Raw genomic sequence first — 20,993 nt, 5'->3', positions numbered from 1 at the left:
ACACCGCATCGGCTGCCGGCCGGGGCGATCCGGGCGCGGGGGGCACGGCGGGCGCGGCGGCGTGTGCCTGGCGCGCGGCCTGCGCCGCGCGCGCCACCGCCATCACCGACGCTTCCAGCGAAGGCGGCGGCGCAAACGGCGGCAGCGTGCGCAGCAGCGCCGCGAGCCGGTCTTCGCCGGCAATGAATCGCTCGTCCGCGCTCATGGCTGCCGCTCCTGCGGCGCCACGGCCGCCAGGCTCTCGCGCAGGCGCGCAAAGGCGTAGCGCAGCCGGCTCTTGATGGTTTCGAATTTCTCTCCCAGCGTCTGCGCGATCTCCTCCACGCTCATCTCGCTGAAGAAGCGCAGCACGATCACTTCCCGCTGCGCGGCCGGCAGCGCCATCAGCGCCTGCCGCACGCCTTGCAGATTCTGCCGCAGGCTCGCCTCGGCCTCGGGGCTGAGGTCGTCGGCGGGCAGGGCGAGATGGTCTTCGTCGAGCGTATCGCGCTGGCGCTCGTAGGCGCCGCGCAGCGTGTCGAGCCAGGTGTTGCGCGCGATCTGGAACAGGAAGGTGCGCAGCGCCGCGCTGGGCTGGTAGTCGCCGCAGCGGGTCATCAGCTTGACCCAGGTCTTCTGGGTCACGTCCTCGGCCTCGCCCGTGTTGCCCTGGCACAGCCAGGCCACGTAGTTGTACAGTGCGGCGTTGTGGCGGCGGAACAGCTCGGCCACCGGCTGCTCGATCAGGCCGTTGGCGACCAGCAGCATGAGGTCGGTGTCCGGCAACGCCGACAGGCTGGAGGCGGGTTGGTCTGGCATGCCGGCAGGCATGCGGTCGGGCGGGGCGCCGGGCGCGGAGGCATTCATGCGCGGCAGTATATGACAGCGCCCCGTGCCGCCGCGAGCGCGCCCCGCCGGGTGCGATGCAGCACGCGCCTGCGTGGCGCCCGCCGTCATCGCACCTCCGTCATCACTCCGCCTTCAGCGCTGCGGCTGCGGCGCGGGGCCGTCGCCCTGCGCCAGCGGCGCGCGCGTCGACAGGGCCTGTGCCAGGTCCACCAACTGAATGAACTCGCCGCGATAGCCGAAGCGGTCGCCGCCGCGCGCGCCGAGCGCCAGCGCGCGCGCATCGGCATAGCTCCAGGTGCCGACATGGCTGCCGCCGCGCAAGGCCTGGCCGAAGCCGGCCACCGCCGTGGCGAAGCGGAAGGCATCGTCGGCCTGCGCCAGCGGACGCACCGCGCCGGCCGGCACCGCCAGCTCCAGCAACTCGCTGGCCTGGGCCTGCGCGCGCTTGTAGCGCAACTTCACATGGGCCAGCTCGCCGGTGCCGCTGTTCGCGCCTTGCGGCTGCGGCTGGTAGCGCAGCGGATCGAGCAGGCCGGGCTGCCCTGCCAGCGTCAGCTCATAGAGCGCGGTCACCGTATGCCCCGCGCCGATATCGCCGGCGTCGACCTGGTCATTGTTGAAATCCTCGCGCCTGAGCGCGCGGTTTTCGTAGCCGATCAGGCGGTATTCCTTGACCGTGGCCGGATTGAACTCGACCTGGATCTTGACGTCGCGCGCCACCGTGGCAAGCGTGGAACTCATCTCCTCCACCAGCACCTTGCGGCCTTCCATCAGGTTGTCGATATACGAGTAGGCGCCGTCGCCCGCATCGGCCAGCTGCTCCATGAGCTGGTCGTTGTAGTTGCCGGTGCCGAAGCCCAGCGTGGACAGCGACACGCCCGACTTGCGCTTCTCCGCGACCATGTCCTTGAGCTGGCGGAAGTCGGTGATGCCGACGTTGAAGTCGCCGTCGGTGGCCAGCAGCACGCGGTTGATGCCACCGGCGATAAAGCTCTGCTGCGCGGCCTGGTAGGCCAGCGCGATGCCGCTCGCGCCCGCGGTGGATCCGCCCGCCACCAGGGCGTCGATGGCCGCCGAGATGGCGGTCTTGTCGCTGCCTGGCGTGGGCGGCAGCACCACGCGCGTGCCGCTGGCGTAGGTGACCAGCGTGATGCGGTCCTGCGGGCGCAGCGCGCCGGTGAGCAGCTTGAGCGATGCCTTCAGCAGCGGAAGCTTGTCGGGCGAATACATCGAGCCGGACACGTCGACCAGGAACACCAGGTTGGCGGGTGGCAGGCTTTCGCGCGCGGCGTCGGCGGCCTTGATGCCGATGCGCAGCAGCACATTGCTGGCGTGCCAGGGGGCCGGCGCGGCCGCGACGTGCACCGCGAAGGGCCGGCCATCGCGCGGCTGCGCGTAGTCGTAGGGGAAGTAGTTGACCATTTCTTCCACGCGCACGGCATCGGCCGGCGGCAGGCGGCCTGCGTTGAGCATGCGGCGCACATTGCTGTAGCTGCCGGTATCGACATCGATGCTGAAGGTGGAGACCGGCGCCTGCGCAACCTGCTGCACGCCGTTCTCGTCGATGGCGGCGTAGCGCTCGCGCTCGGGTTCGCCACGCCAGGCTGGCTGCGGGGAGGGCGCGATCATCGCCATGGGCGCGGGTGCCGCGGGCAGGTGGCGCATCGCCGGCGCGCGGGCATCGGCAGCGGCGCCGGCGAACGCTTCGGCCCGGCTGGCCTTGGCCGCGGGCCCGGTGGTGGCGGGCGTGGCGGGGGTGGCGGGCGTGGTGGTAGCGGCAGGGGGCGCGGGCGGCGTCGCCGTGTGCGCGGCGCTGCGCCCGGGCAACGAAGCCGGCGGCTGGGCGGCCGCGCCGTTGTCGTCGCCGGCGGGGCTCGCCTGCGGGCTGGGGGACGGTCCGCCACACGCGGCCATTGCCAGGGCAACGGCCAGGACTACCAGGCGCTTGTGCATGTTCATTTCTCCGGAAAGGGCCGCGCCGGCGGTGCCGGCGGCAGGGCGCTGCCAGTGAAACGAGCCAGGCTTGCCGGTGGGGTTGGCGCGGCGAAAAAAAAATCGCTCGGCCCGGTCGCCGCCCGATGGCCCACGATTGCCGCGCGCGGTCCATCGGGGCTGTCCCGCAGTTTGCTGCGGGTGTCGCACGCGTGCCGACGCCCTACAATGGCGGCTTTCCCCCCGGAGGAGGTAGGCATGGCAATCCAGGTATATTCAACGGCGCTCTGGCGCGGCCCGCTCGCGGCGGCCGCGGCGCTTGCGCTGCTAGGCGCCTGCTCGACCCCGACCAGCGCGCCGCCTGCGGCAAGCACCGCGCCCGCCGCGCCGGCCACCGCCATGCCGCCGGCGCCGGAAGTGGCCTCGGGCTACCGGCAGGGCATGACCACCACGTTCGCCGACAGGCATATGGCCGCGGCGGCCAACCCGCTGGCTACCGAGGCGGGCCGCAAGATCCTGCGCGACGGTGGCTCCGCCATCGATGCGGCGATCGCCATGCAGGCCGTGCTGACCCTGGTCGAGCCGCAGGCCACCGGCATCGGCGGCGGCGCGTTCATCATGTACTGGGACGGCAAGCGCGTGCAGTCCTACGATGGCCGCGAGACCGCGCCCGCCGGCGCCGACGAGAACCTCTTCATGCGTGCCGACGGCAAGCCGATGAGCTTCAGCGAAGGCCAGATCGGCGGCCGTTCGGTGGGCACGCCTGGCGTGCTGCGCGCGCTCGAGCTGGCGCACCGCCAGCACGGCAAGCTGGCCTGGGCCAAGCTGTTCCAGCCCGCCATCGACCTGGCCGAGAAGGGCTTCCCGATCTCGCCACGCCTCTATACGCAGATCGCCGCCGACAAGTTCCTGCCGAACTCGCCCGAGATGGCGGCCTACTTCCTCACGCCGGATGGCAAGGCCAAGCCGGTCGGCACCATGCTGAAGAACCCGGCGCTGGCCCGGACCCTGCGCGAGATCGCGCGGCGCGGGCCCAATGCGCTGTACACCGGGCCGATCGCCGGCGAGATCGTCAAGCAGGTCAATGGCAGCGCCAACCCGGGCTCGCTCTCGCTGACGGACCTGCGCGACTACCGCGCCAAGGAGCGCGCGCCGGTCTGCAGCGACTACAAGCGCTGGAAGGTCTGCGGCATGCCGCCACCGTCGTCGGGCGGCATCGCCATCGCGCAGATGCTCGGCACGCTGCAGGCGCTGGAGGCCAAGGATCCGAGGTATGCGCTGGCCGCGATGGCGCCCCGGCAGGTGAACTCGCCGGCCGGCCTGGAACCCACCGTCGATGCCGTGCACGTGGTGTCCGAAGCGGGGCGGCTGGCCTATGCCGACCGCGGCCTCTACGTGGCCGACGCGGACTTCGTGCCGGTCAACGTGGCCGGCCTGATCAACTCGGCCTACCTGGCCCAGCGCGCCAGCCTGATCGGCGACAAGAGCATGGGCAAGGCCGAGCCCGGCGTGCCGCCCGGCACCAGCGTCGCGCTGGCGCCGGACCGCTCGCCGCCGCGTGTGTCCACCTCGCAGATCGTGGCCGTGGACAGTGCCGGCGGCGCGATCTCCATGACCACCACGGTGGAGAGCTATTTCGGCTCGCACCTGATGGTGCGCGGCTTCGTGCTGAACAACCAGCTCACCGATTTCTCGTTCGTGCCGAGCGAGAACGGCAAGCCGGTCGCCAACCGCGTGCAGGCGGGCAAGCGCCCGCGCTCGTCGATGGCGCCGACGCTGGTGTTCGACCGCGAGACCGGCAAGCTGGTGGCCACGGTAGGCTCGCCCGGCGGTTCGCAGATCATCGAGTACGTCTCCAAGACGCTGGTGGGCCTGCTGGACTGGAACATGGACGTGCAGGCCGCGATCAACCTGCCCAACTTCGGCAGCCGTAACGGCCCGACCGAACTGGAAGCCGGACTGGTCAGCCCGGCGCTGGCGCAGGGCCTGACGGAACGCGGGCACCAGGTGGCGCAGATCGAGATGACCAGCGGCACGCAGGCCATCATGCGGCGCCAGCGCCCGGACGGGAAGTGGGCGTGGGCGGGCGGTGCCGACCCGCGGCGTGAAGGGGTGGCGCTGGGAGACTGAGCGCAGCGCCGGCGCATGCGGCTGGCGCACCCCATGCAAAAAGGCCGACTCGCGGAGAGTCGGCCTTTTTGTTTGCCGGGAAGGCGCGGGTCTGGCGGGGCCGCTCAGTCCAGCCGCACGTCGGCCTGCTTCACCACCGCGGCCCAGCGCGCCCGCTCGGCCACGAAGAACTTGTTGGTCTCCTGCGGCGTCATGGTCACCACCTCGGCGCCCTGGCCGGCCAGCTGGGCCCGTACCTCGGGCAAGCGGATGATGCGGATCAGCTCGGCGCTGATGCGCGCCACCAGCGCATCGGGCATCGCGGCCGGCGCCATCACGCCTTGCCAGGTGCCGGACTCGAAGCCGGGCACGCCCTGTTCTGCGATGGTCGGCACCTGCCCGACCAGCGGCATGCGTGTCTTCTTGGACACCGCCAGCACCTTGAGCTTGCCGGCCTGCACCTGCGGCAGCGTTGCCAGCATCCCGTTCATCAGCACCTGCGCCACGCCGCCCACGGTATCGGCCACGGCCTGCGAGCCGCCCTTGTAGGGCACGTACTGCCACTTGGCGCCGGTGGCCTGCGCCACCGCCACGCCAGCCAGGTGCGGCGCGCTGCCGATGGCGGTGACGGCGAAATTGAGCTGGGTGCGCTTGGAAAGCTCCACCAGTTCCTTCAGGTTGTTGGCCTGCACGGAGGGGTGGACCACCAGCAGGTGCGGCGAGTAAGCCAGCATCGACACGCCCTTCAGGGCCTTGCCCGGATCGAAGGTGAGCTTGGTGTAGACGGATGGGCTGATGGCCAGCGCGCCGACGTCGCACAGCAGCAGCGTGTGGTTGTCGGTGCCGGCCTGCGCCACCATTGCCGCGCCGATATTGCCGTTGGCGCCGGGGCGGTTGTCCACCACGATGGGCTGGCCGAGCGCTTCGCCGAGCTGCTTGCTGATCAGGCGGGCGATGATGTCCGACGAGCCGCCAGCCGGGTAGGGCACGACCATGCGGATGGGGTGGGTGGGCCAGTCGGCTGCCTGTGCGGCGGAGGACAGGAGGGTACCTGCGGTGCCCAGGCCGCCCGCAGCGGCGGTGGCGCCCAGGGCGGAGAGCTGGGAGAGGAACGTACGGCGGCTGGTCGGCATTGCTGCTGTCTCCGTTATTGTATGGGTGTTGTATGTTGTCGTATCTGTTTGATGATAGCCTGAAGTCCGGGGAAGGTCTAGGGGCGGATTTATGACAATAATGTCGGGCTGTGCCTCCCGGGTCGCACCTTTCCGGCTGCGGGCAGGCTGCCACACATATCGTGTGATATGACAACTGGTGCGGAAAGAAAAGAGCCTCTTCCCCGTCGGGGAAGAGGCTCTTCATGGCAACAGGCAGCGCTGGAGTGCAGCGAGAGCAGCGAGAGCGCTTTCTTCGTTGCCTGGCCTTATTGCTTTGCCTTCTTCGCGTACTCCCAGCCCATTTCGGCCATCGGGCGCGCGCGCTTGCCGGCATCCAGTGCCTGCGCCGACGACGCCGTGCCGTCCACCACGCGCTTCATGATGCCCTGCAGGATCCCGGCGATGCGGAACATGCTGAAGGCCAGGTAGAAATTCCAGTCGCCGGTGATCGGCCGGCCGGTGCGCTTCTCGTAGGTGCGGCGGTACGCGGCTTCATCCGGGATGCCCAGGCTCGTGTAGTCCAGCCCGGCGATGCCGCGGAACTGGCCCGGGGCGATGTGCCAGCTCATGCAGTGGTAGCCGAAGTCGGCCATCGGATGGCCGAGCGTGGACAGTTCCCAGTCGAGCACGGCCAGCACGCGCGGCTCGGTGGGGTGGAACATGAGATTGTCGAGCCGGTAGTCGCCGTGGACGATCGAGGTCAGGTCGGCATCTTCCTGCGGGATGTGGTCGGGCAGCCAGGCCATGAGCGAATCCATGGCGGGAATGCTCTCGGTCTCGGACAGCTTGTACTGCTTGGTCCAGCGCTCGATCTGGCGCGAGAAGTAGTTGCCCGGCTTGCCGTAGTCGCCCAGGCCGATGGCCTTGTAGTCGACGGTATGCAGCGCGGAGATGACACGGTTCATCTCGTCATAGATGGCCCCGCGTTCGGCCGTCGTCATGCCGGGCAGGGACTGGTCCCACAGCACGCGGCCGGCGACGAATTCCATGATGTAGAAGGCGCGGCCGATCACGCCCTCGTCCTCGCACATGGCGTACATCTTCGCCACGGGCACGTCGGTGCCGGCCAGCGCGGCCATCACGCGGTATTCGCGCTCGATGGCGTGGGCCGAGGGCAGCAGCTTGGCCTTCGGGCCGGGCTTGGCGCGCATCACGTAGGTCTGTCCCGGCGTGATCAGCTTGAAGGTGGGGTTGGACTGCCCGCCCTTGAACTGCTCGATGGTCAGCGGGCCGGCAAAGCCGGCCACGTGCTCGCCCATCCRGGCTTCCAGCGCGGCCAGGTCGAAGCGTTGCTGCTCGGCCACCGGCCGCGTGCCTTCGAAGTTCGAAACGTTGTTGCTCATGCTGTCTCCGTTATTTCGGTGTTTCCGGGTATGCCGCGTCGTCTGGTCTTCTTGGATTCGGGTCTGCGTGAGCAGAGTGTATTGCGTTGCGCGATTCGGTTTCCGCGCGGGCATGCCTAGCGTGGCGGCGCCTGCAGGTCGCGAAAGCGCAGGTACTGGTGCAGCAGCACTTCCATCGTGGTGTGGCGCGTGCCGCTGTGCACCGGCGTAGGCGGCGAATAGTTCAGCATGCGTACCACCCAGTCCGCGGGCGCGTCGCCCACGTCCAGCACATTGATGCAGCCGGCGGTCTGCATCAGGCTGCCGTAGAACACGCGGCGCCCGCAGGCGATGGCGTGGGAGAGGATGGCGCGGTTGGTGCCGCCGTGCAGCACCAGCAGGGCAGTGTCCCAGCCGGGGTCGTCGCGCAGGCGTTGCAGTTGCGGCAGCACGCGGTCGAGGAATTCGCCCACGCTCTCGCCGTCGAGAAAGCGCTTGTCTTCGGGCACTTCGCCTTCGAAGGCGCCGATGAAGGCATCGCGCAGCTTGTCGTCGCCGATGCCGGCCAGCTTGCCGCCGCGGATTTCCTGCAGCGCGGGCCAGGTTTCGAGCGCGGCGTCGGCCATGCCCGGGATTTCCGCCAGCACGCGCTCGGAGGTTTCCACGGTGCGCGGCAGGCCGCTGACGATGATGCGGTCGAAGCGCACCTGTTCGGCGGCAAAGGCGCGGCCGGCGGCGCTGGCCTGGGCGCGCCCGGTTTCGTTCAGCGGCACGAGTTCGGGCAGCGCGGGGCGGCCGGTCTCGTCGAAGTAGGTCACCGCGCCATGCCGCATCAGGTAGACGCGGCGGCGGGGCGAGGGCGGCATTTCCATGCGTGTCTCCGGTGCTGTTTTGCTGTTGCCCGTCTGCGCGGGCATGCGTGGCTCGGTGCGCGGATGCGCTGCTGCCCGGGTGYCTAGCGGTAGCGCGGCTTGCGCTTCTCCAGGAAGGCGCCGATGCCTTCGCCGCCGTCCTTGTGGTGCAGCGCGGCCACGAAGTTGTCGCGCTCCTCGGCCAGGTGCTCGGTCAGGCTGGCGGTGCCCGCATGGTTGATCAGTCCCTTGATGCGGCCCACCGCGTGCGGCGACTGCGCGGCCAGCGATTCGCCCAGGCGCAGCGCCTCGGTGAGCGCCTGGCCTGGCGCCACCACGCGGTTGACCAGGCCGAAATGGGCCAGGCGCGCGGCATCCGCGGGCTTGCCCTCCATCATCAGCTCGGAGGCCAGCTGGCGCGGCAGGGCGCGCGCCAGCTCGTAGGAGCCACCGCCGTCTGGCGTGAGGCCGACCTTGACATAGGCCATGACGAACTTGGCGTCGCTGGCGGCCACCACGAAATCGCAGGCCAGCACCAGCGAGAAGCCGGCGCCCGCCGCGGGGCCTTCCACCGCCGCGATGATGGGCTTGGGAAAGGCGTGCAGCGTTTCGATCCAGTGGTTGAGGACCTCGATGCTCTCGGCCTGCACCGACTGCGGCTTGGCGCGGTTGCCGAGCAGGCGGTTGAGGTTGCCGCCGGCGCAGAAGACGCCGTCGGCGCCGGTGATCACCACCGCGCGCACTTCGTCGTCGCGCGAGGCCAGCTCCAGCGCTTCCTGCGACGCCGCGTAGATGTCCGGGTGCAGTGCGTTGCGTGCCTCGGGGTTCGAGATGGTCAGCACCAGGGTGGTGTCGACGCGTTCGGAAAGCAGCTGTGCGGTCATGGCGGCTCGGTGGCGGAAACGGGGCTGGCGCGGAGCATGGCCGCGACAGCGCAATCAGATGCGAAACGACCGCAAGCCCTGGGGGCTTGCGGTCGCGGGATTACTGCTCTTCGGCCAGCAGCGACAGGCCGAGGCCGGCGCGGCGCCACAGCCACGGGCTGGGGCGGTAGCGCATGTCGCCGGTCAGGCGCTCCAGGTTGCGCAGCACGGTCAGCACGAGGTGCGGGCCGATCGCGTCGCCCAGCGCCAGCGGGCCCTTGGGATAGCCCAGGCCCAGGTTCACGGCCAGGTCGATGTCGACCGGCGTGGCGATGCGCTGCTGCGCGATGTCGCTGGCGATATTGACGATGCAGCTGATGATGCGCTGGGCCACGAAGCCGGCCGAGTCACGGATCACCGTGACCGGCACGCCGTCGGCCGCGAACAGGCCGTGCGCGGCTTCGCGCATGTCGGCGGTGGTGGCCGGCGTGGTCATCAGCGTGCGGCGCTTGGTGGCCTCGAACGGCATCAGCGTGTCGATGGCGACCACGCGGGCGGGATCCAGGCCTTCCTGCAGCGCGCAGGTGGTGGCGTCCAGGCCCAGCGGCGTGACTACGATCAGGGCTTCGCCAGACGGCAGGTTGCCGGCTTCGGGCGTCATGCCGAGTGCGTGGATCAGCTTGACGGCCATGGCGTGGCCGCGTTCGTCTGCACGGCTCACCCACACGCTGGCGGGGCGCGTGGCGGGCGCCGCGGTGGTGGCGGGCAACTGCTTCTGGCCGTCGGCATAGCGGTAGAAACCGGCGCCGGCCTTGCGGCCGATCAGGCCGCCCACCGAGCGGATCGCCGTGATCGGCGACGGRCGGTAGCGCGSTTCCTGGTAGAACTGGTTGTAGATCGATTCCATCACCGGGTGCGACACGTCCAGCCCGGTCAGGTCCATCAGCTCGAACGGGCCCATGCGGAAGCCTGCCTGCTCGCGCATGATGGCGTCGATGTCGGCGAACCCGGCCACGCCTTCCTGCGCAACCTTCAGGCCTTCGATGTTCATGCCGCGGCCGGCGTGGTTGACGATGAAGCCGGGCATGTCCTTGCAGCGCACCGGGGTATGACCCAGGCGGCGCGACAGTGCCATCAGCGCATCGCCCACGGCGGGGTCGCCCGACAGGCCGTCGATCACCTCGACCACCTTCATCAGCGGCACCGGGTTGAAGAAGTGGTAGCCGGCGACGCGACCCGGGTGCTTCGCGCCGACCGCGATCGCGGTGACCGACAGCGAAGAGGTGTTGGAGGCGATCACGGCATCCGGGCGCAGGATGGCTTCGAGCCTGGCCACCAGCTCACGCTTGACTTCCAGGCGCTCGACGATGGCTTCCAGCACCATGTCGCAGCCGGCCAGGTCTTCGAGCGCATTGCAGGGCAGCACGCGCGCCAGCGCGGCCGCGCTGGATTCGGCGCTCATCYTGCCCTTCTCGGTCAGCTTGGCGAAGGTATCCTGCAGGTACTGCCGCGCGGCCGCCACGGCCTGCGGGTTGGTGTCGTACAGGCTGACGGTCAGGCCGGCCTGCGCGGCGATCTGCGCGATGCCCCGGCCCATGGCGCCGGTGCCCACGATGCCGAGGGTGTCGATGGTGAAAGTGCTCATAGTCCGTCCAGAAAGTTGTGGTTAAATTAGCACGATCGTACGTTTTCTGCATCATCCGCGACAGTCGCCGGGTGCAAGCGGCGTGCGCTGATCGGCCACAGGCAGCCGCCAGAGTCTGCCATGGCCCACATGCCTGCCGGTTCCTTGCGCGCCGGACGGTGTATGACGATGAATTGCGGGGCCACGCCGTGGCCACCCATAACGAGGAGAGAGACGACATGCTGAAGCTCTGCGGATTTTCCGCCAGCAACTACTACAACAAGGTCAAGCTGGCCTTGCTGGAAAAGAACCTGCCGTTCGAGGAAGTGCTGGCCTGGCTCGGCGAAACCGATCACGATGCATCGCCCCTGGGCAAGGTGCCCTACATGATCACCGATCGCGGCCCGCTGTGCGAGTCCGAAGTGCTGGACGCCTATATCGAGTCCACCTACCCGCAATTGCCGCTGCTGCCGGCGGACCCGTACCAGGCCGGCAAGGTGCGCGAACTGGTGACCTTCCTGGAGCTCTACCTGGAGCTGACCGCGCGCGAGCTGTACCCCGAGGCCTTCTTCGGCGGCAAGGTGAGCGACGGCACCAAGGAGCGGCAGCGCAAGCTGCTCGAACGCTATATCCCGGGGTTTGCCAGGCTGGCGAAGTTCTCGCCGTATATCGCCGGCGACACCTTCACGCTGGCCGACTGCGCGGCGATCGTGCACCTGCCGCTGATCTCGTCGTGCACGAAAATCATCTACGGCGACGACATGCTGGCCGAGCTGCCGGTCAAGGACTATCTCAAGCGCATGTCGGAGCGCCCTTCGGTGCAGAGGGTGAATGCGGAGCGCAAGGCAAATACGGAGCTGATGCTCAGCCGGAGGAAGTAAGGGGGGCGCGGCTCCCCGCGTGCGCCGCCGCGGGCCTTGAGGCGTGGACCCCGAGGCCCCGGAAACACCGGGAAATCCCCGGAAATCCCTTACAGATTCTTCAGCCGCTCCAGCGCCAGCGCCAGCGTCTGCTCCTTCTTGGCGAAGCAGAACCGCACCACGGCGGATTCGCGCGGCTGCGAGTAGAAGGCCGACACCGGGATCGCCGCGACGCCGATTTCCTTCGTCAGCCACATCGAGAAATCGGCTTCGCTCATGTTCGAGACGGCCGAGTAGTCCACGCACTGGAAGTAGGTGCCGTCGGACGGCAGCAGCTTGAAGCGGGTGGTGGCCAGCCCGGCGCGGAAGAAGTCCCGCTTGGCCTGGTAGAAGTCGGCCAGGCCGAGATACGGCGCGGGGTCGGCCATGTAGTCGGCCAGGCCGTGCTGCACGGGCGTGTTGACCGTGAATACGTTGAACTGGTGCACCTTGCGGAATTCGGCCGAGAGCGCCGCCGGCGCGGCGACGTAGCCGACCTTCCAGCCGGTCACGTGGTAGGTCTTGCCGAAGCTCGACACCACGAAGCTGCGGCGGGCCAGCTCCGGATGGCGCGAGACCGATTCATGCGGCTGGCCGTCGAACACCATGTGTTCATAGACTTCGTCGGACAGCAGCAGGATGTCGGTGCCGGCCAGCAGCGCGGTCAGGCGCTCCATGTCGCCGGCGCGCCAGATGGTGCCGGTGGGATTGTGCGGCGTGTTGATCATCAGCATGCGCGTGCGCGGCGTGATGGCCGCGGCGATGCGGTCGAAGGGCACGCGGAAATGCGGCGCGTCGAGCGCGACCGATACCACCTTGCCGCCGGCCAGCTCGATGGCCGGGATGTAGCTGTCGTAGCACGGCTCGAGCACGATCACTTCGTCGCCCGGATGCACCGCGCACAGGATGCTGGTGAGAATGCCCTGGGTGGCGCCGGCCGTGACCGTGATCTCGCTGTCCCAGTCGTAGGCGTGGCCATAGAGCTTGCCGATCTTGTCGGCGATGGCCTGGCGCAGCTTGGGCACGCCTGCCATCGGCGGGTACTGGTTCAGGCCCGAGCGCATGGAATGCGCGACGGCGTCGACGATCCTCGGGTCGCAGTCGAAGTCCGGGAAACCCTGGCCGAGGTTGACTGCATTGCGCTCGGCGGCCAGCGCCGACATCACGGTGAAGATAGTGGTGCCGACCTTGGGCAGGCGCGAAGGCGGCGGCGTGAGCGGGGGCGGCAGGAAGGAGGCTTGGCTGGACATGGGAAGCTGCGTCAGGCTGGGACGGTCGGGAGGAACGGTCCGGATGGTCAATGGGCAGGAAGCGATCCCGGCATTCTAGCGGGGATCGGCCGGCGCCTGCGGGGCGTCACCCRCGCGCGCCGCCAGCCAGGCCGGAAAGGCCTGCGGCAGCAGGATGTCCACGCCGCTCTGGCGGCGCAGGCGACCCTTGAGCTTGAGCACGGCCTTGTCCTTGGAAACCAGGCAGGCGGCCCCGGCAAAGTGCGCCAGTTCGATGAATTTCTGGTCGTCGGTGTCGCGGCAGCGCGGCAGGCGCGCCGCCAGCGTGTCGGCCTCGGCGGGAATCGCCATGAGGGTGGTGAGGCTGTCCACGGTAGCCATGGCGGCGGGGATGTCGACGCCAAAATGGGCGAATTGCGGATAGGCCAGCACCCGGCGCAGTTCCTCGCGGCAGTCCGGGCGGATCACGGCGGCGATGGCGCCGGCGCGCAGCGCGGCCCGGATGGGCTCGGCATGCGGGTCGGCGAACACCAGCAGGTCAACCCAGATATTGGAGTCAAGCACCACCCGCGGCGCGGCGGCGGCGGTGGCTTCGGTGGAGTGTGATGGCATTCGTTACAATCTGGTCTTTGTGTTTGCCGCGATTTTGCCATGCTCATCGTCCTGTCCCCTGCCAAGTCGCTCGACTACGAGACGCCCGCGCGTCTGAAGACCCATACGCTGCCGCGTTTCATCGAGCGCTCGGCGGTGCTGATCGAGCGCTTGCGCAAGCTCGCCCCGCAGGATATCGGCGCGCTGATGGATATCTCCGACAAGCTCGCCGTGCTCAACGCCACGCGCTACGGCGACTGGTCCCCCGAGTTCTCGGCCGCCAACAGCAAGCAGGCCGTGCTGGCCTTCAACGGCGATGTGTACGAAGGCCTGAACGCGCCGTCCCTGTCCACCGACGACCTTGCGTTTGCGCAGAAGCATGTGCGCATCCTCTCCGGCCTGTATGGCGTGCTGCGCCCGCTGGACTGGATGCAGCCCTACCGCCTGGAGATGGGCACGCGCCTGGATACGGCTGCCGGCAAGGACCTCTACGCCTTCTGGGGCGACGACGTCACCAGGCTGCTGCAGGAAGACTTCAAGGCGCAGAAGGCCGAAGGCCAGCCGGTGCTGGTGAACCTCGCTTCCGAGGAGTATTTCAAGGTGGTGCGCCCCAAGGTGCTCGGCGCGCGCATCGTCACGCCGGTGTTCGAGGACTGGAAGGGTGGCCGCTACAAGATCATTTCCTTCCATGCCAAGCGCGCCCGCGGCACCATGACGCGCTACGCGGTGACCCACCGGATCACCGAGCCGGCCAAGCTCAAGCGCTTCGCCGAGGATGGCTATGCCTTCGACAATGAGGCGTCGGACGATGCGCGCTGGGTGTTCCGCCGGCGCCTGGAGGACTGAGCGGCAACCGCCTGCCCGCTCACGCACCGGCGCCGACGCGCTCCTGCACACGCTTTCGAGAATCCACAAGCCATGACACCAGCCCTGCATATCTCCGCCAGCTTCGACGCAGGCGCCATCGAGGTCGAATCGCTCGCGCAGGCCAGCGATATCCGGCTGCGCATCCGCGCCGACTCGCACGCGGAATTCCGCCAGTGGTTCCATTTTCGCCTGCAGGGCGCGGCCGGCCAGGCCTGCAGCCTGCAGTTCCTGAATGCGGGCGACTGCACTTACCCGGATGGCTGGCGGGGCTACCAGGCCGTGGCCTCGTACGACCGCGCGCACTGGTTCCGCGTGCCCACTGCCTTTGACGGCAGCACCATGACGGTCTCGTTCACGCCGGAGCACGACAGCGTCTGGCTGGCGTACTTCGAGCCGTATTCCGAAGATCGCCACCTGTCGCTGCTGGCCGCCTGCCAGCGCTCGCCGCTGGCCAGCCTGTCGCACCTGGGCAGCACGGTGGACGGCCGCGACATGACCGCGGTGACCATCGGCAAGGCCGGCGAGGGCAAGAAGACCATCTGGATGATCGCGCGCCAGCATCCCGGCGAAACCATGGCCGAGTGGTTCTGCGAAGGCGTGCTGCAGCGCCTGACCGGTACCGGCTTGTGGGCCGGCGACCCGGTCGCGCGCAGCCTGCTGGCGCGCGCCGTGTTCCATATCGTGCCGAACATGAACCCGGACGGCGCCGCGCGCGGCAATCTGCGCACCAACGCGGCCGGGGCCAACCTGAACCGCGAATGGATGGCGCCGGACCCGCAGACCAGCCCGGAGGTGTACCACGTGCGCCGCGCCATCGAGGCGACCGGCTGCGACATGTTCTTCGATATCCACGGCGACGAGGGCCTGCCCTATAACTTCGTCGCCGGCAGCGAGATGCTGCCGGGCTTCACCGAGGCGCAACGCGCCGAGCAGCAGCGCTTCATCGAAGCATTCAAGCGCGCCACGCCGGACTTCCAGGATGTGTACGGCTATGCGGCGAGCAAGTACAACGCGGATGCGCTCAAGCTGGCCTCGAAGTACATCGGCCATACCTTCGGCTGCCTGTCGCTGACGCTGGAGATGCCGTTCAAGGACAATGCCGACCAGCCTGATCCGTCGGTGGGCTGGAACGGCGCGCGCAGCGCGCTGCTGGGCGCGGCCATGCTGCAGGCGATCCTCGCGCAGCTGGACTGAGCGCAAGGCAGCAGGCCGCGTCGGACGCGGCCTGCCTTGTCCCCGGCATCAGGCGACGTCAGTGCTGCGCTTTCTTGCCGGACTTGCTGGTGCTCTTGGTGGTGGATTTGCTGCTGCTGCTGCTCGACGCCTTGGTGGACTTGGTGCCGGAAGCCTTGCCCGAGCCGGACTTGGCCGCCTTGCTGCCTTTGTGCCCCTTGGCGCTGGCGGCCTGGCGGGTGTTGCCGTGTACCGCGGGCGCGGCCGCCGGCTCGCTGATGACGGTGCCGCTGCCATCGAGCAGTTCGTAGGCCAGCATCATGCCTTCGGCATAGCCGCAGCGCACCTTGACCGGTTCCCACTGCGCCTCGGCATTGCGTTTGTGCGCGGTGGCGGCGAAGGTCACCACGGAGCTTACCGGCACGGCTTGCTTGCCTTGCGAGAAGCGTCCATCCCACGGTTCCACCGTGGCCTGGCCGGCGCCGAGCGCACCGGTGGGAATCTTCAGCGCATCGAAGCTGGCCGAGCGCGGCACCACCCAGCTGGCGTGCGCCGCGCAGTCGGCCACGTCGGCGCTGGCGTTCTCGGTCTGCATCAGTTGCTGGCGCATCTGCGCGCGGTACTCGGCCAGGCTCACGCGGCCTTGCGCGGGCAAGGTCACGGTCTTGGTGGGCGGCGTGGCGGACGGGGAAGGCGGCAAACGGGTGGCGGCCGGCGCCGGCGTGGCGGCCTTGGCGGCCGCGGTGGCGGTGCCTGGCGTGCTCGCCACGGCATCGCTATCGTTGAGCGGGGTATCGGCGCAGCCCGCCAGGGCGATCGCACCTGCCACTGCGGCAGCGAGCGCGCACAGGCGGCGGCCGATCAGGTCGGAGATTCGTCGGATCACGGGATCGTCTTGCTTTGAGGCAAAAGGGGTTGGCAAAGGTCTGCCATGATAGAGGAAAGCCATGCCCCAAAGTTCCGAAATCTCCCGATCCTAGGTACTACCCTAGGTTCTTCCGCTGCGTTCTCCGAGGTATTGCCGCGATCGCGATGGCGATGAATGCGGGCGCCATGCCGCTTGCCGGGCACGTCTGCGCGGCTGCATTGCACAGCCGCGCCGCCTGCCGCGCATGGGCGTGGCAGGCGCCAGGGATCAGCGGGCCGGGGTCGTCGTGACGAAAGCCTTGAGCTCGTCGAGCAGATGATTGAGATCCGCCTTGAGCTTGCCGAAGCCCGCGTTGTGCACGAGACCCACTTCGTCCATGTACAACTTGCGGTTGATCTCCAGCTGCAGGCTGTGGCGGCGCTGTGCCGGCTGGCCTACCACGCGCACGATCTCCACGCCCTTGTAGGGGTGGTTGCGCCAGACGTCATAGCCCAGTTCCTTCAGCACGGCTTCGACGCGGTCGGTGAAGCGCGTGTCGCAGGTGGTGCCGTCGCGGTCGCCGACCACGAAGTCCGGATGCTGCAGGCCCGGGTGTTCCGTGGCGTACTGCGCCGCTTCGCTCGGCATCGAATGGCAGTTGATGTGCCACGCACTGCCGTGCTGCGCGACGGCCTGGTCCGCGAGTTTCTGCAGCTGCGCGTAGTAGGGCAGGTAGTACTGCGCGATGCGTGCCTGCACCTCGGCCACGCTCAGCTTGCGGTCGTAGATGGCTTCGCCGGTATCGAGCACGCGCCACACCAGGCCCTTGCCGAGCCGGGTCTTGGAGGTTTCCTGGCGCGGGCCGGGCCAGGGCGCGTCGAGCACGGCTTCGTCGATTTCCTCGATGCCGCGGTTGGCATCGAGGTAGCTGCGCGGGAAGCCCGCGCACAGCAGCGCAATGCCGCGTGCGGGGGCGTCGGCGTACAACTCGTCGACAAAGGTGTCCTCGGCCTGGCGCAGCAGCGGCAGGGGCAGTCCGGCGGCCGGCCGGAAGTCGGCCGGGTAGGTGGTGGCGCTATGCGGCGAATCGAGAAAGAGCGGGCTGCTCTCACCTTGCGGCAGTTGCAGGAGGTAGGGAGTGAGCCCGGTCTTTCGGTCTGCTTCCGTCATGATGAGCTTCGGTTAATCCAGGGAGATCTTGGCTGCGCCGGCGATGCGCTTGTTCTTCGCCACTTCGCTCTTGATCTGTGCGGCGAACTGCGCCGGCGTGTTGCCGACCGGCACCGCGCCCAGCTTCTCAAGCTTAGCCTTGACTTCCGGTTGCGCAAGCACCTTCACGGTGGCGTCGTGCAGCTTGGCCTGCAGGTCGGCCGGCAGGTTGGCCGGCGCGATCAGGCCGAACCACGATGCATCGTTGACTTCGGGCAGGCCGAGTTCGGCGAAGGTCGGCACATTGGGCAGGGCCGGCACGCGCTTGGGCGAAGCCACCGCCAGGGCGCGCAGCTTGCCGCCTTCGATGAAGGGCAGCGAGGACGGCAGGTTGTCGAACAGCACCTGCACCTGGTTGGCCAGCGCATCGTTCAGCGCGGGGCCCACGCCCTTGTAAGGCACGTGCAGCAGCTCGGTCTTGCTGCTCATCTTGAACAGCTCGCCCATCATGTGCGACACGCTGCCGTTGCCCGCCGAGCCGTAGGCCATCTTGTTCGGCTGGGCCTTGGCCAGGGCGATGAAGGCCTTCATGTCGTTGGCCTTGACTGCCGGGTTGATGCTCATCACGTTGGGCACGGAGGCCAGGTTGGTGATGGTGGTGAAGTCCTTGGTGGCGTCATAGGCCAGGCGCGGGTACACCGCCGGATTGATGCCGTGCGTGGAAGCCGTGGCGATGCCCAGGGTGTAGCCATCCGCTGCGGCCTTGGCCAGGAATGCGGTGCCGATGCTGCCGCCGGCGCCGCCGCGGTTGTCCACCACCACCGCCTGGCCCAGCTGCTGGCCGAGCTTGTCGGCCACGATGCGCGCCACGATGTCCGTGGTGCCGCCAGCGGGGAAGGGCACCACCAGCGTGATCGGCTTGGTCGGGTAGGTACCCTGGGCCGCTGCCGGCAGCGACAGGCCGGCGGCGACGGCGCCGGTGGCGGCAAGGAGGCGGAGCATGTTACGGCGTTGCATGGTTGGGTTCCTGAAGGAGAAGGCGAGGAGGAGAGAAGCGGAGGGCGGAAAGGTCTTGGAAGTAAGTCAAAGCTGCCTGCCCCGATTCTGCTTGTTCGTGCACGCAGGCCGCAAACGAAATAAAATCGCGTGATCATTCCATTTGGTAGTGAAGTGAGGGGTAACCTATGCGACGCTTGTGTCCGTCGCTGACTGAATTGCAGGCCTTCGAGGCCGCCGCGCGCTATAACAGCTTCACCGTGGCGGCGCGCGAGCTTCATGTGACGCAAGGGGCCGTCAGCAAGCAGGTGYGCAGCCTGGAGGCCTTTCTCGGCGTGGAATTGTTCGAGCGCGTGCGCCAGCGCCTGATGCTGACCGATGCCGGCCAGCGTTACCTCGACCGCATCCGCCCCAGCCTGACCGAGATCGAAGCCGCCACGGTGGAACTGATCGCCCGCCAGGGGCGCGGCGGCACCCTTCATATCGCCAGCATGCCCACCCTGGGCGCCAAGTGGCTGATTCCGCGCCTGCCGCAGTTCTTCGAGAAGCATCCCGATGTCAGCCTGGAGTTCGTGCCGCATGCGCAGGGCTACGATTTCTCCCAGCCCGATCTCGACGCCGCCATCCGCTTCGGCGACGGCGTGTGGCCGGGCAGCCTGGCCGACTACATGACCGGACGCGAAGTGCTGCCGGTGTGCCGGCCCGGCCTGCTCACGGGCGAGCCCGATGACATGGCACGCGCGCCTTCGGCCCTGCTGCGCTATCCGCTGTTGCATCACACGACCGTGCCCGAGGCATGGCCGGACTGGTTCGCCGAGCTGGGCGTGGCCACGCGCAAGGCATGGAGCGGCGCGCGTTTCGACCAGTTCTCGCTGCTCACCCAGGCGGCCATGTCGGGACTGGGCATCGCACTGATCCCGCGCTGCCTGATCGAGGAAGAACTGGCCACCGGCGCGCTGGTCGTGGCGCATCCCGCGCGCGTGCTGAGCAAGAAGGGCTATTACCTGTGCTATCCGGAGCAGAAGCAGCACCTGCCGGCGCTGCAGACATTCCGCCAGTGGGTGATGGAAGGGGTGGACGTGGTCGTGTGAGGGTCGTCCCGCGCTGTAATCAATTCTTACGCTTTTGCCCGACGGATTTCCTGTCGGCGCACGTTTAAGAGACATGACAGAAGGCATGCCGCGCCTGTCGCGCGGCGGTCGACTGGAGATGCTCATGCGCAAGCCCACGCCGCCGCCGGCGATGACAGGAGGGGGGACGATATGAAACGCGTGCTGATCGCGGCACTGCTTGCCGCTTCGCTGGCAGGTTGCGTGGTCGTGCCGGCACGGCCGGCCTACTATCACCGCGCGCCGGTCTACGTTTACTGAGGAGGGGCCGCGCCTGCCCGGGGGCGGCGCGGCACGGGCAACCATGGCGGGCGCAACGATCCCCAGCGAGACCACACCCATTGAGCGACAAGGATCCGGACGACGATGTCCTGCTGGCGCGGGTCGGCAGGCATGACGCGGCCGCCGTGCGCGAGCTGGTCGCGCGCAAGCTGCCGCGCGTGCTGGCGCTGGCCACGCGCATGCTAGGCGACCGGGCAGAGGCGGAAGACGTGGCCCAGGAAGTGTTCGTGCGCCTGTGGAAGCAGGCCGGGCGCTGGCAGCCGGGGCGGGCCCGCTTCGACACCTGGCTGTACAAGGTCGCGTTGAATCTCTGCTACGACCGCCTGCGCGGCGAGCGCGGGCAGGCCATCGAGGACGTGCCCGAACAGGCCACGCCGCAGGCCGGTCCGGAAGAAGCGATGGAGGCGGCCATGCAGGGCTCGCGCGTGGCCGCGGCGCTGGCGCGGCTGCCCGCGCGTCAGCGCGAGGCACTGGTCCTGCATTACTACCAGGAGTTGTCCAACGAGGAGGCGGCGGCACTGATGGGCGTCAGCACCGAAGCGCTGGAAAGCCTGCTGGCGCGCGCGCGGCGCGGCCTGCGCGAGATGCTGGCAGCGGGCGGCCAGCGGCCCTGATGAGGAAATGCGATGACACCCGAGAGATTTCGCGCACTGACCGAGGCATACGGTGCCGATCCGGCGCACTGGCCGGCCGGCGAACGGGCCGCGGGCCAGGCCATGGCCGCGCTGCCCGAGCATCGCGCGGCACTGGCGCAGGCCGCGGCGCTCGACGCCCTGCTGGCCGGGCATGTGGTGGCCGCTCCCGATGCCGCGTTGATGCGGCGCATCGCCGCCGGCGCGCCGGCGGCGCGCCCCGCGCGCGCGCCGTGGTGGTGGTCGGGCCTCGGCCTGGCCGGCGCGGGGCTGGCCGGCACGGTAGCGGGCGCATTGCTGGTGTCGGCCGTGCTGGCCACCTTGCCGGCACCCGCGGCGATCGACCTGCCTTACGCGACCACCGCCTTCGGCGGTATGGCACATAGCGGGAGCGACGAATGAGCGAGGGGATGCCGAAGCGGTTCAAGGTGGCGCTGGCGGTCTCGGTGCTGGTCAACGTGTTCCTGCTCGGCGCCATTGGCGGTGGCGGCTACCGTTGGTACACGGGTGAGCGCGCGGCGGCGGCCACGCAGCCG

The 20,993-nt window shown here is 68.8% G+C and carries 20 protein-coding genes and 1 pseudogene; 8 read left to right on the top strand and 13 right to left on the bottom strand.

What is annotated here, in order from left to right; all coding sequences use genetic code 11:
* From AC1DO7_RS26025 to AC1DO7_RS26015, 3 genes and pseudogenes are all read right to left on the bottom strand, one after another.
* A pseudogene (locus AC1DO7_RS26025) lies at positions 1-205 on the bottom strand (hypothetical protein); the annotation flags it as partial.
* On the bottom strand, positions 202-798 hold the full coding sequence (locus AC1DO7_RS26020) for an RNA polymerase sigma factor (protein ID WP_441643663.1): 597 nt from the start codon (positions 796-798) through the stop codon (positions 202-204). The gene AC1DO7_RS26020 and the pseudogene AC1DO7_RS26025, both read right to left, overlap by 4 nt.
* A 162-nt stretch (positions 799-960) precedes the next feature.
* Positions 961-2,781 carry a vWA domain-containing protein gene (locus AC1DO7_RS26015; protein ID WP_441624004.1) on the bottom strand — a complete coding sequence of 607 codons (1,821 nt, stop codon included), beginning with the start codon at positions 2,779-2,781 and terminating at the stop codon, positions 961-963.
* Positions 2,782-3,018: 237 nt separating this feature from the next.
* Here AC1DO7_RS26015 and ggt point away from each other — a divergent pair, with 237 nt between their 5' ends.
* The gene (gene ggt / locus AC1DO7_RS26010) at positions 3,019-4,890 is read left to right on the top strand and encodes a gamma-glutamyltransferase (RefSeq protein WP_441624002.1); all 1,872 of its coding nucleotides are present in this window, start codon (positions 3,019-3,021) and stop codon (positions 4,888-4,890) included.
* Positions 4,891-4,994: 104 nt separating this feature from the next.
* On the opposite strand, the gene AC1DO7_RS26005 is transcribed toward ggt, so the two are convergent.
* The 5 genes from AC1DO7_RS26005 to AC1DO7_RS25985 form a co-directional block, all read right to left on the bottom strand.
* A complete protein-coding gene (locus tag AC1DO7_RS26005; RefSeq protein WP_441624000.1) occupies positions 4,995-6,002 on the bottom strand; it encodes a Bug family tripartite tricarboxylate transporter substrate binding protein in 1,008 nt (335 codons plus the stop codon).
* A gap of 287 nt (positions 6,003-6,289) precedes the next feature.
* The gene (locus AC1DO7_RS26000) at positions 6,290-7,366 is read right to left on the bottom strand and encodes a phosphotransferase (RefSeq protein WP_477116723.1); all 1,077 of its coding nucleotides are present in this window, start codon (positions 7,364-7,366) and stop codon (positions 6,290-6,292) included.
* Between the two features lie 116 nt (positions 7,367-7,482).
* Complete coding sequence (locus AC1DO7_RS25995) at positions 7,483-8,217, bottom strand: histidine phosphatase family protein (RefSeq protein WP_441623996.1); 735 nt, start codon at positions 8,215-8,217, stop codon at positions 7,483-7,485.
* Positions 8,218-8,300: 83 nt separating this feature from the next.
* The gene (locus tag AC1DO7_RS25990; RefSeq protein ID WP_441623995.1) at positions 8,301-9,080 is read right to left on the bottom strand and encodes an oxepin-CoA hydrolase, alternative type; all 780 of its coding nucleotides are present in this window, start codon (positions 9,078-9,080) and stop codon (positions 8,301-8,303) included.
* A 100-nt stretch (positions 9,081-9,180) separates the two neighbouring features.
* A complete protein-coding gene (locus tag AC1DO7_RS25985) occupies positions 9,181-10,704 on the bottom strand; it encodes a 3-hydroxyacyl-CoA dehydrogenase (protein ID WP_477116722.1) in 1,524 nt (507 codons plus the stop codon).
* 218 nt (positions 10,705-10,922) lie between these two features.
* On the opposite strand from AC1DO7_RS25985, the gene AC1DO7_RS25980 reads away from it, so the two are divergent.
* Entirely contained in the window at positions 10,923-11,564 is a 642-nt protein-coding gene (locus tag AC1DO7_RS25980) for a glutathione S-transferase (protein WP_441623991.1), read from the top strand.
* A gap of 89 nt (positions 11,565-11,653) precedes the next feature.
* On the opposite strand, the gene AC1DO7_RS25975 is transcribed toward AC1DO7_RS25980, so the two are convergent.
* Both AC1DO7_RS25975 and AC1DO7_RS25970 read right to left on the bottom strand, forming a co-directional pair.
* Positions 11,654-12,832 carry a pyridoxal phosphate-dependent aminotransferase gene (locus AC1DO7_RS25975; RefSeq protein WP_477116721.1) on the bottom strand — a complete coding sequence of 393 codons (1,179 nt, stop codon included), beginning with the start codon at positions 12,830-12,832 and terminating at the stop codon, positions 11,654-11,656.
* A gap of 75 nt (positions 12,833-12,907) precedes the next feature.
* On the bottom strand, positions 12,908-13,423 hold the full coding sequence (locus AC1DO7_RS25970; RefSeq protein ID WP_477116720.1) for a putative toxin-antitoxin system toxin component, PIN family: 516 nt from the start codon (positions 13,421-13,423) through the stop codon (positions 12,908-12,910).
* A gap of 39 nt (positions 13,424-13,462) precedes the next feature.
* Between AC1DO7_RS25970 and yaaA the strand changes: the two genes are divergently transcribed.
* Complete coding sequence (gene yaaA, locus AC1DO7_RS25965) at positions 13,463-14,248, top strand: peroxide stress protein YaaA (protein WP_441623985.1); 786 nt, start codon at positions 13,463-13,465, stop codon at positions 14,246-14,248.
* Positions 14,249-14,320: 72 nt separating this feature from the next.
* Positions 14,321-15,463 carry a M14 family metallopeptidase gene (locus AC1DO7_RS25960; RefSeq protein ID WP_441623983.1) on the top strand — a complete coding sequence of 381 codons (1,143 nt, stop codon included), beginning with the start codon at positions 14,321-14,323 and terminating at the stop codon, positions 15,461-15,463.
* A gap of 58 nt (positions 15,464-15,521) precedes the next feature.
* Here the strand turns inward: AC1DO7_RS25960 and AC1DO7_RS25955 are convergent, their stop codons facing one another.
* From AC1DO7_RS25955 to AC1DO7_RS25945, 3 genes are all read right to left on the bottom strand, one after another.
* Positions 15,522-16,328, bottom strand: a complete 807-nt coding sequence (locus AC1DO7_RS25955; RefSeq protein ID WP_441623981.1) for a BspC domain-containing protein — start codon at positions 16,326-16,328, stop codon at positions 15,522-15,524.
* Between the two features lie 249 nt (positions 16,329-16,577).
* On the bottom strand, positions 16,578-17,459 hold the full coding sequence (locus tag AC1DO7_RS25950) for an N-formylglutamate amidohydrolase (RefSeq protein WP_441623979.1): 882 nt from the start codon (positions 17,457-17,459) through the stop codon (positions 16,578-16,580).
* A 12-nt stretch (positions 17,460-17,471) separates the two neighbouring features.
* Positions 17,472-18,455, bottom strand: coding sequence for a Bug family tripartite tricarboxylate transporter substrate binding protein (locus AC1DO7_RS25945; RefSeq protein ID WP_441623977.1), 984 nt, complete (start codon positions 18,453-18,455; stop codon positions 17,472-17,474).
* Positions 18,456-18,622: 167 nt separating this feature from the next.
* On the opposite strand from AC1DO7_RS25945, the gene gcvA reads away from it, so the two are divergent.
* The 4 genes from gcvA (at position 18,623) to AC1DO7_RS25925 (ending at position 20,859) form a co-directional block, all read left to right on the top strand.
* Entirely contained in the window at positions 18,623-19,525 is a 903-nt protein-coding gene (gene gcvA, locus AC1DO7_RS25940; RefSeq protein WP_477116719.1) for a transcriptional regulator GcvA, read from the top strand.
* Positions 19,526-19,696: 171 nt separating this feature from the next.
* A complete protein-coding gene (locus AC1DO7_RS25935; protein WP_441623973.1) occupies positions 19,697-19,804 on the top strand; it encodes a lipoprotein in 108 nt (35 codons plus the stop codon).
* An 80-nt stretch (positions 19,805-19,884) separates the two neighbouring features.
* Positions 19,885-20,439: an RNA polymerase sigma factor gene (locus tag AC1DO7_RS25930; protein WP_441623971.1), complete on the top strand. Its 555-nt coding sequence runs from the start codon at positions 19,885-19,887 to the stop codon at positions 20,437-20,439.
* A 12-nt stretch (positions 20,440-20,451) separates the two neighbouring features.
* Positions 20,452-20,859, top strand: a complete 408-nt coding sequence (locus AC1DO7_RS25925; protein ID WP_441623969.1) for a hypothetical protein — start codon at positions 20,452-20,454, stop codon at positions 20,857-20,859.
* Positions 20,860-20,993: the final 134 nt, after the last annotated feature.

The organism is Cupriavidus sp. 05N40 (assembly GCF_056397305.1).
This window is presented reverse-complemented; position numbering and strand designations above follow the sequence as displayed.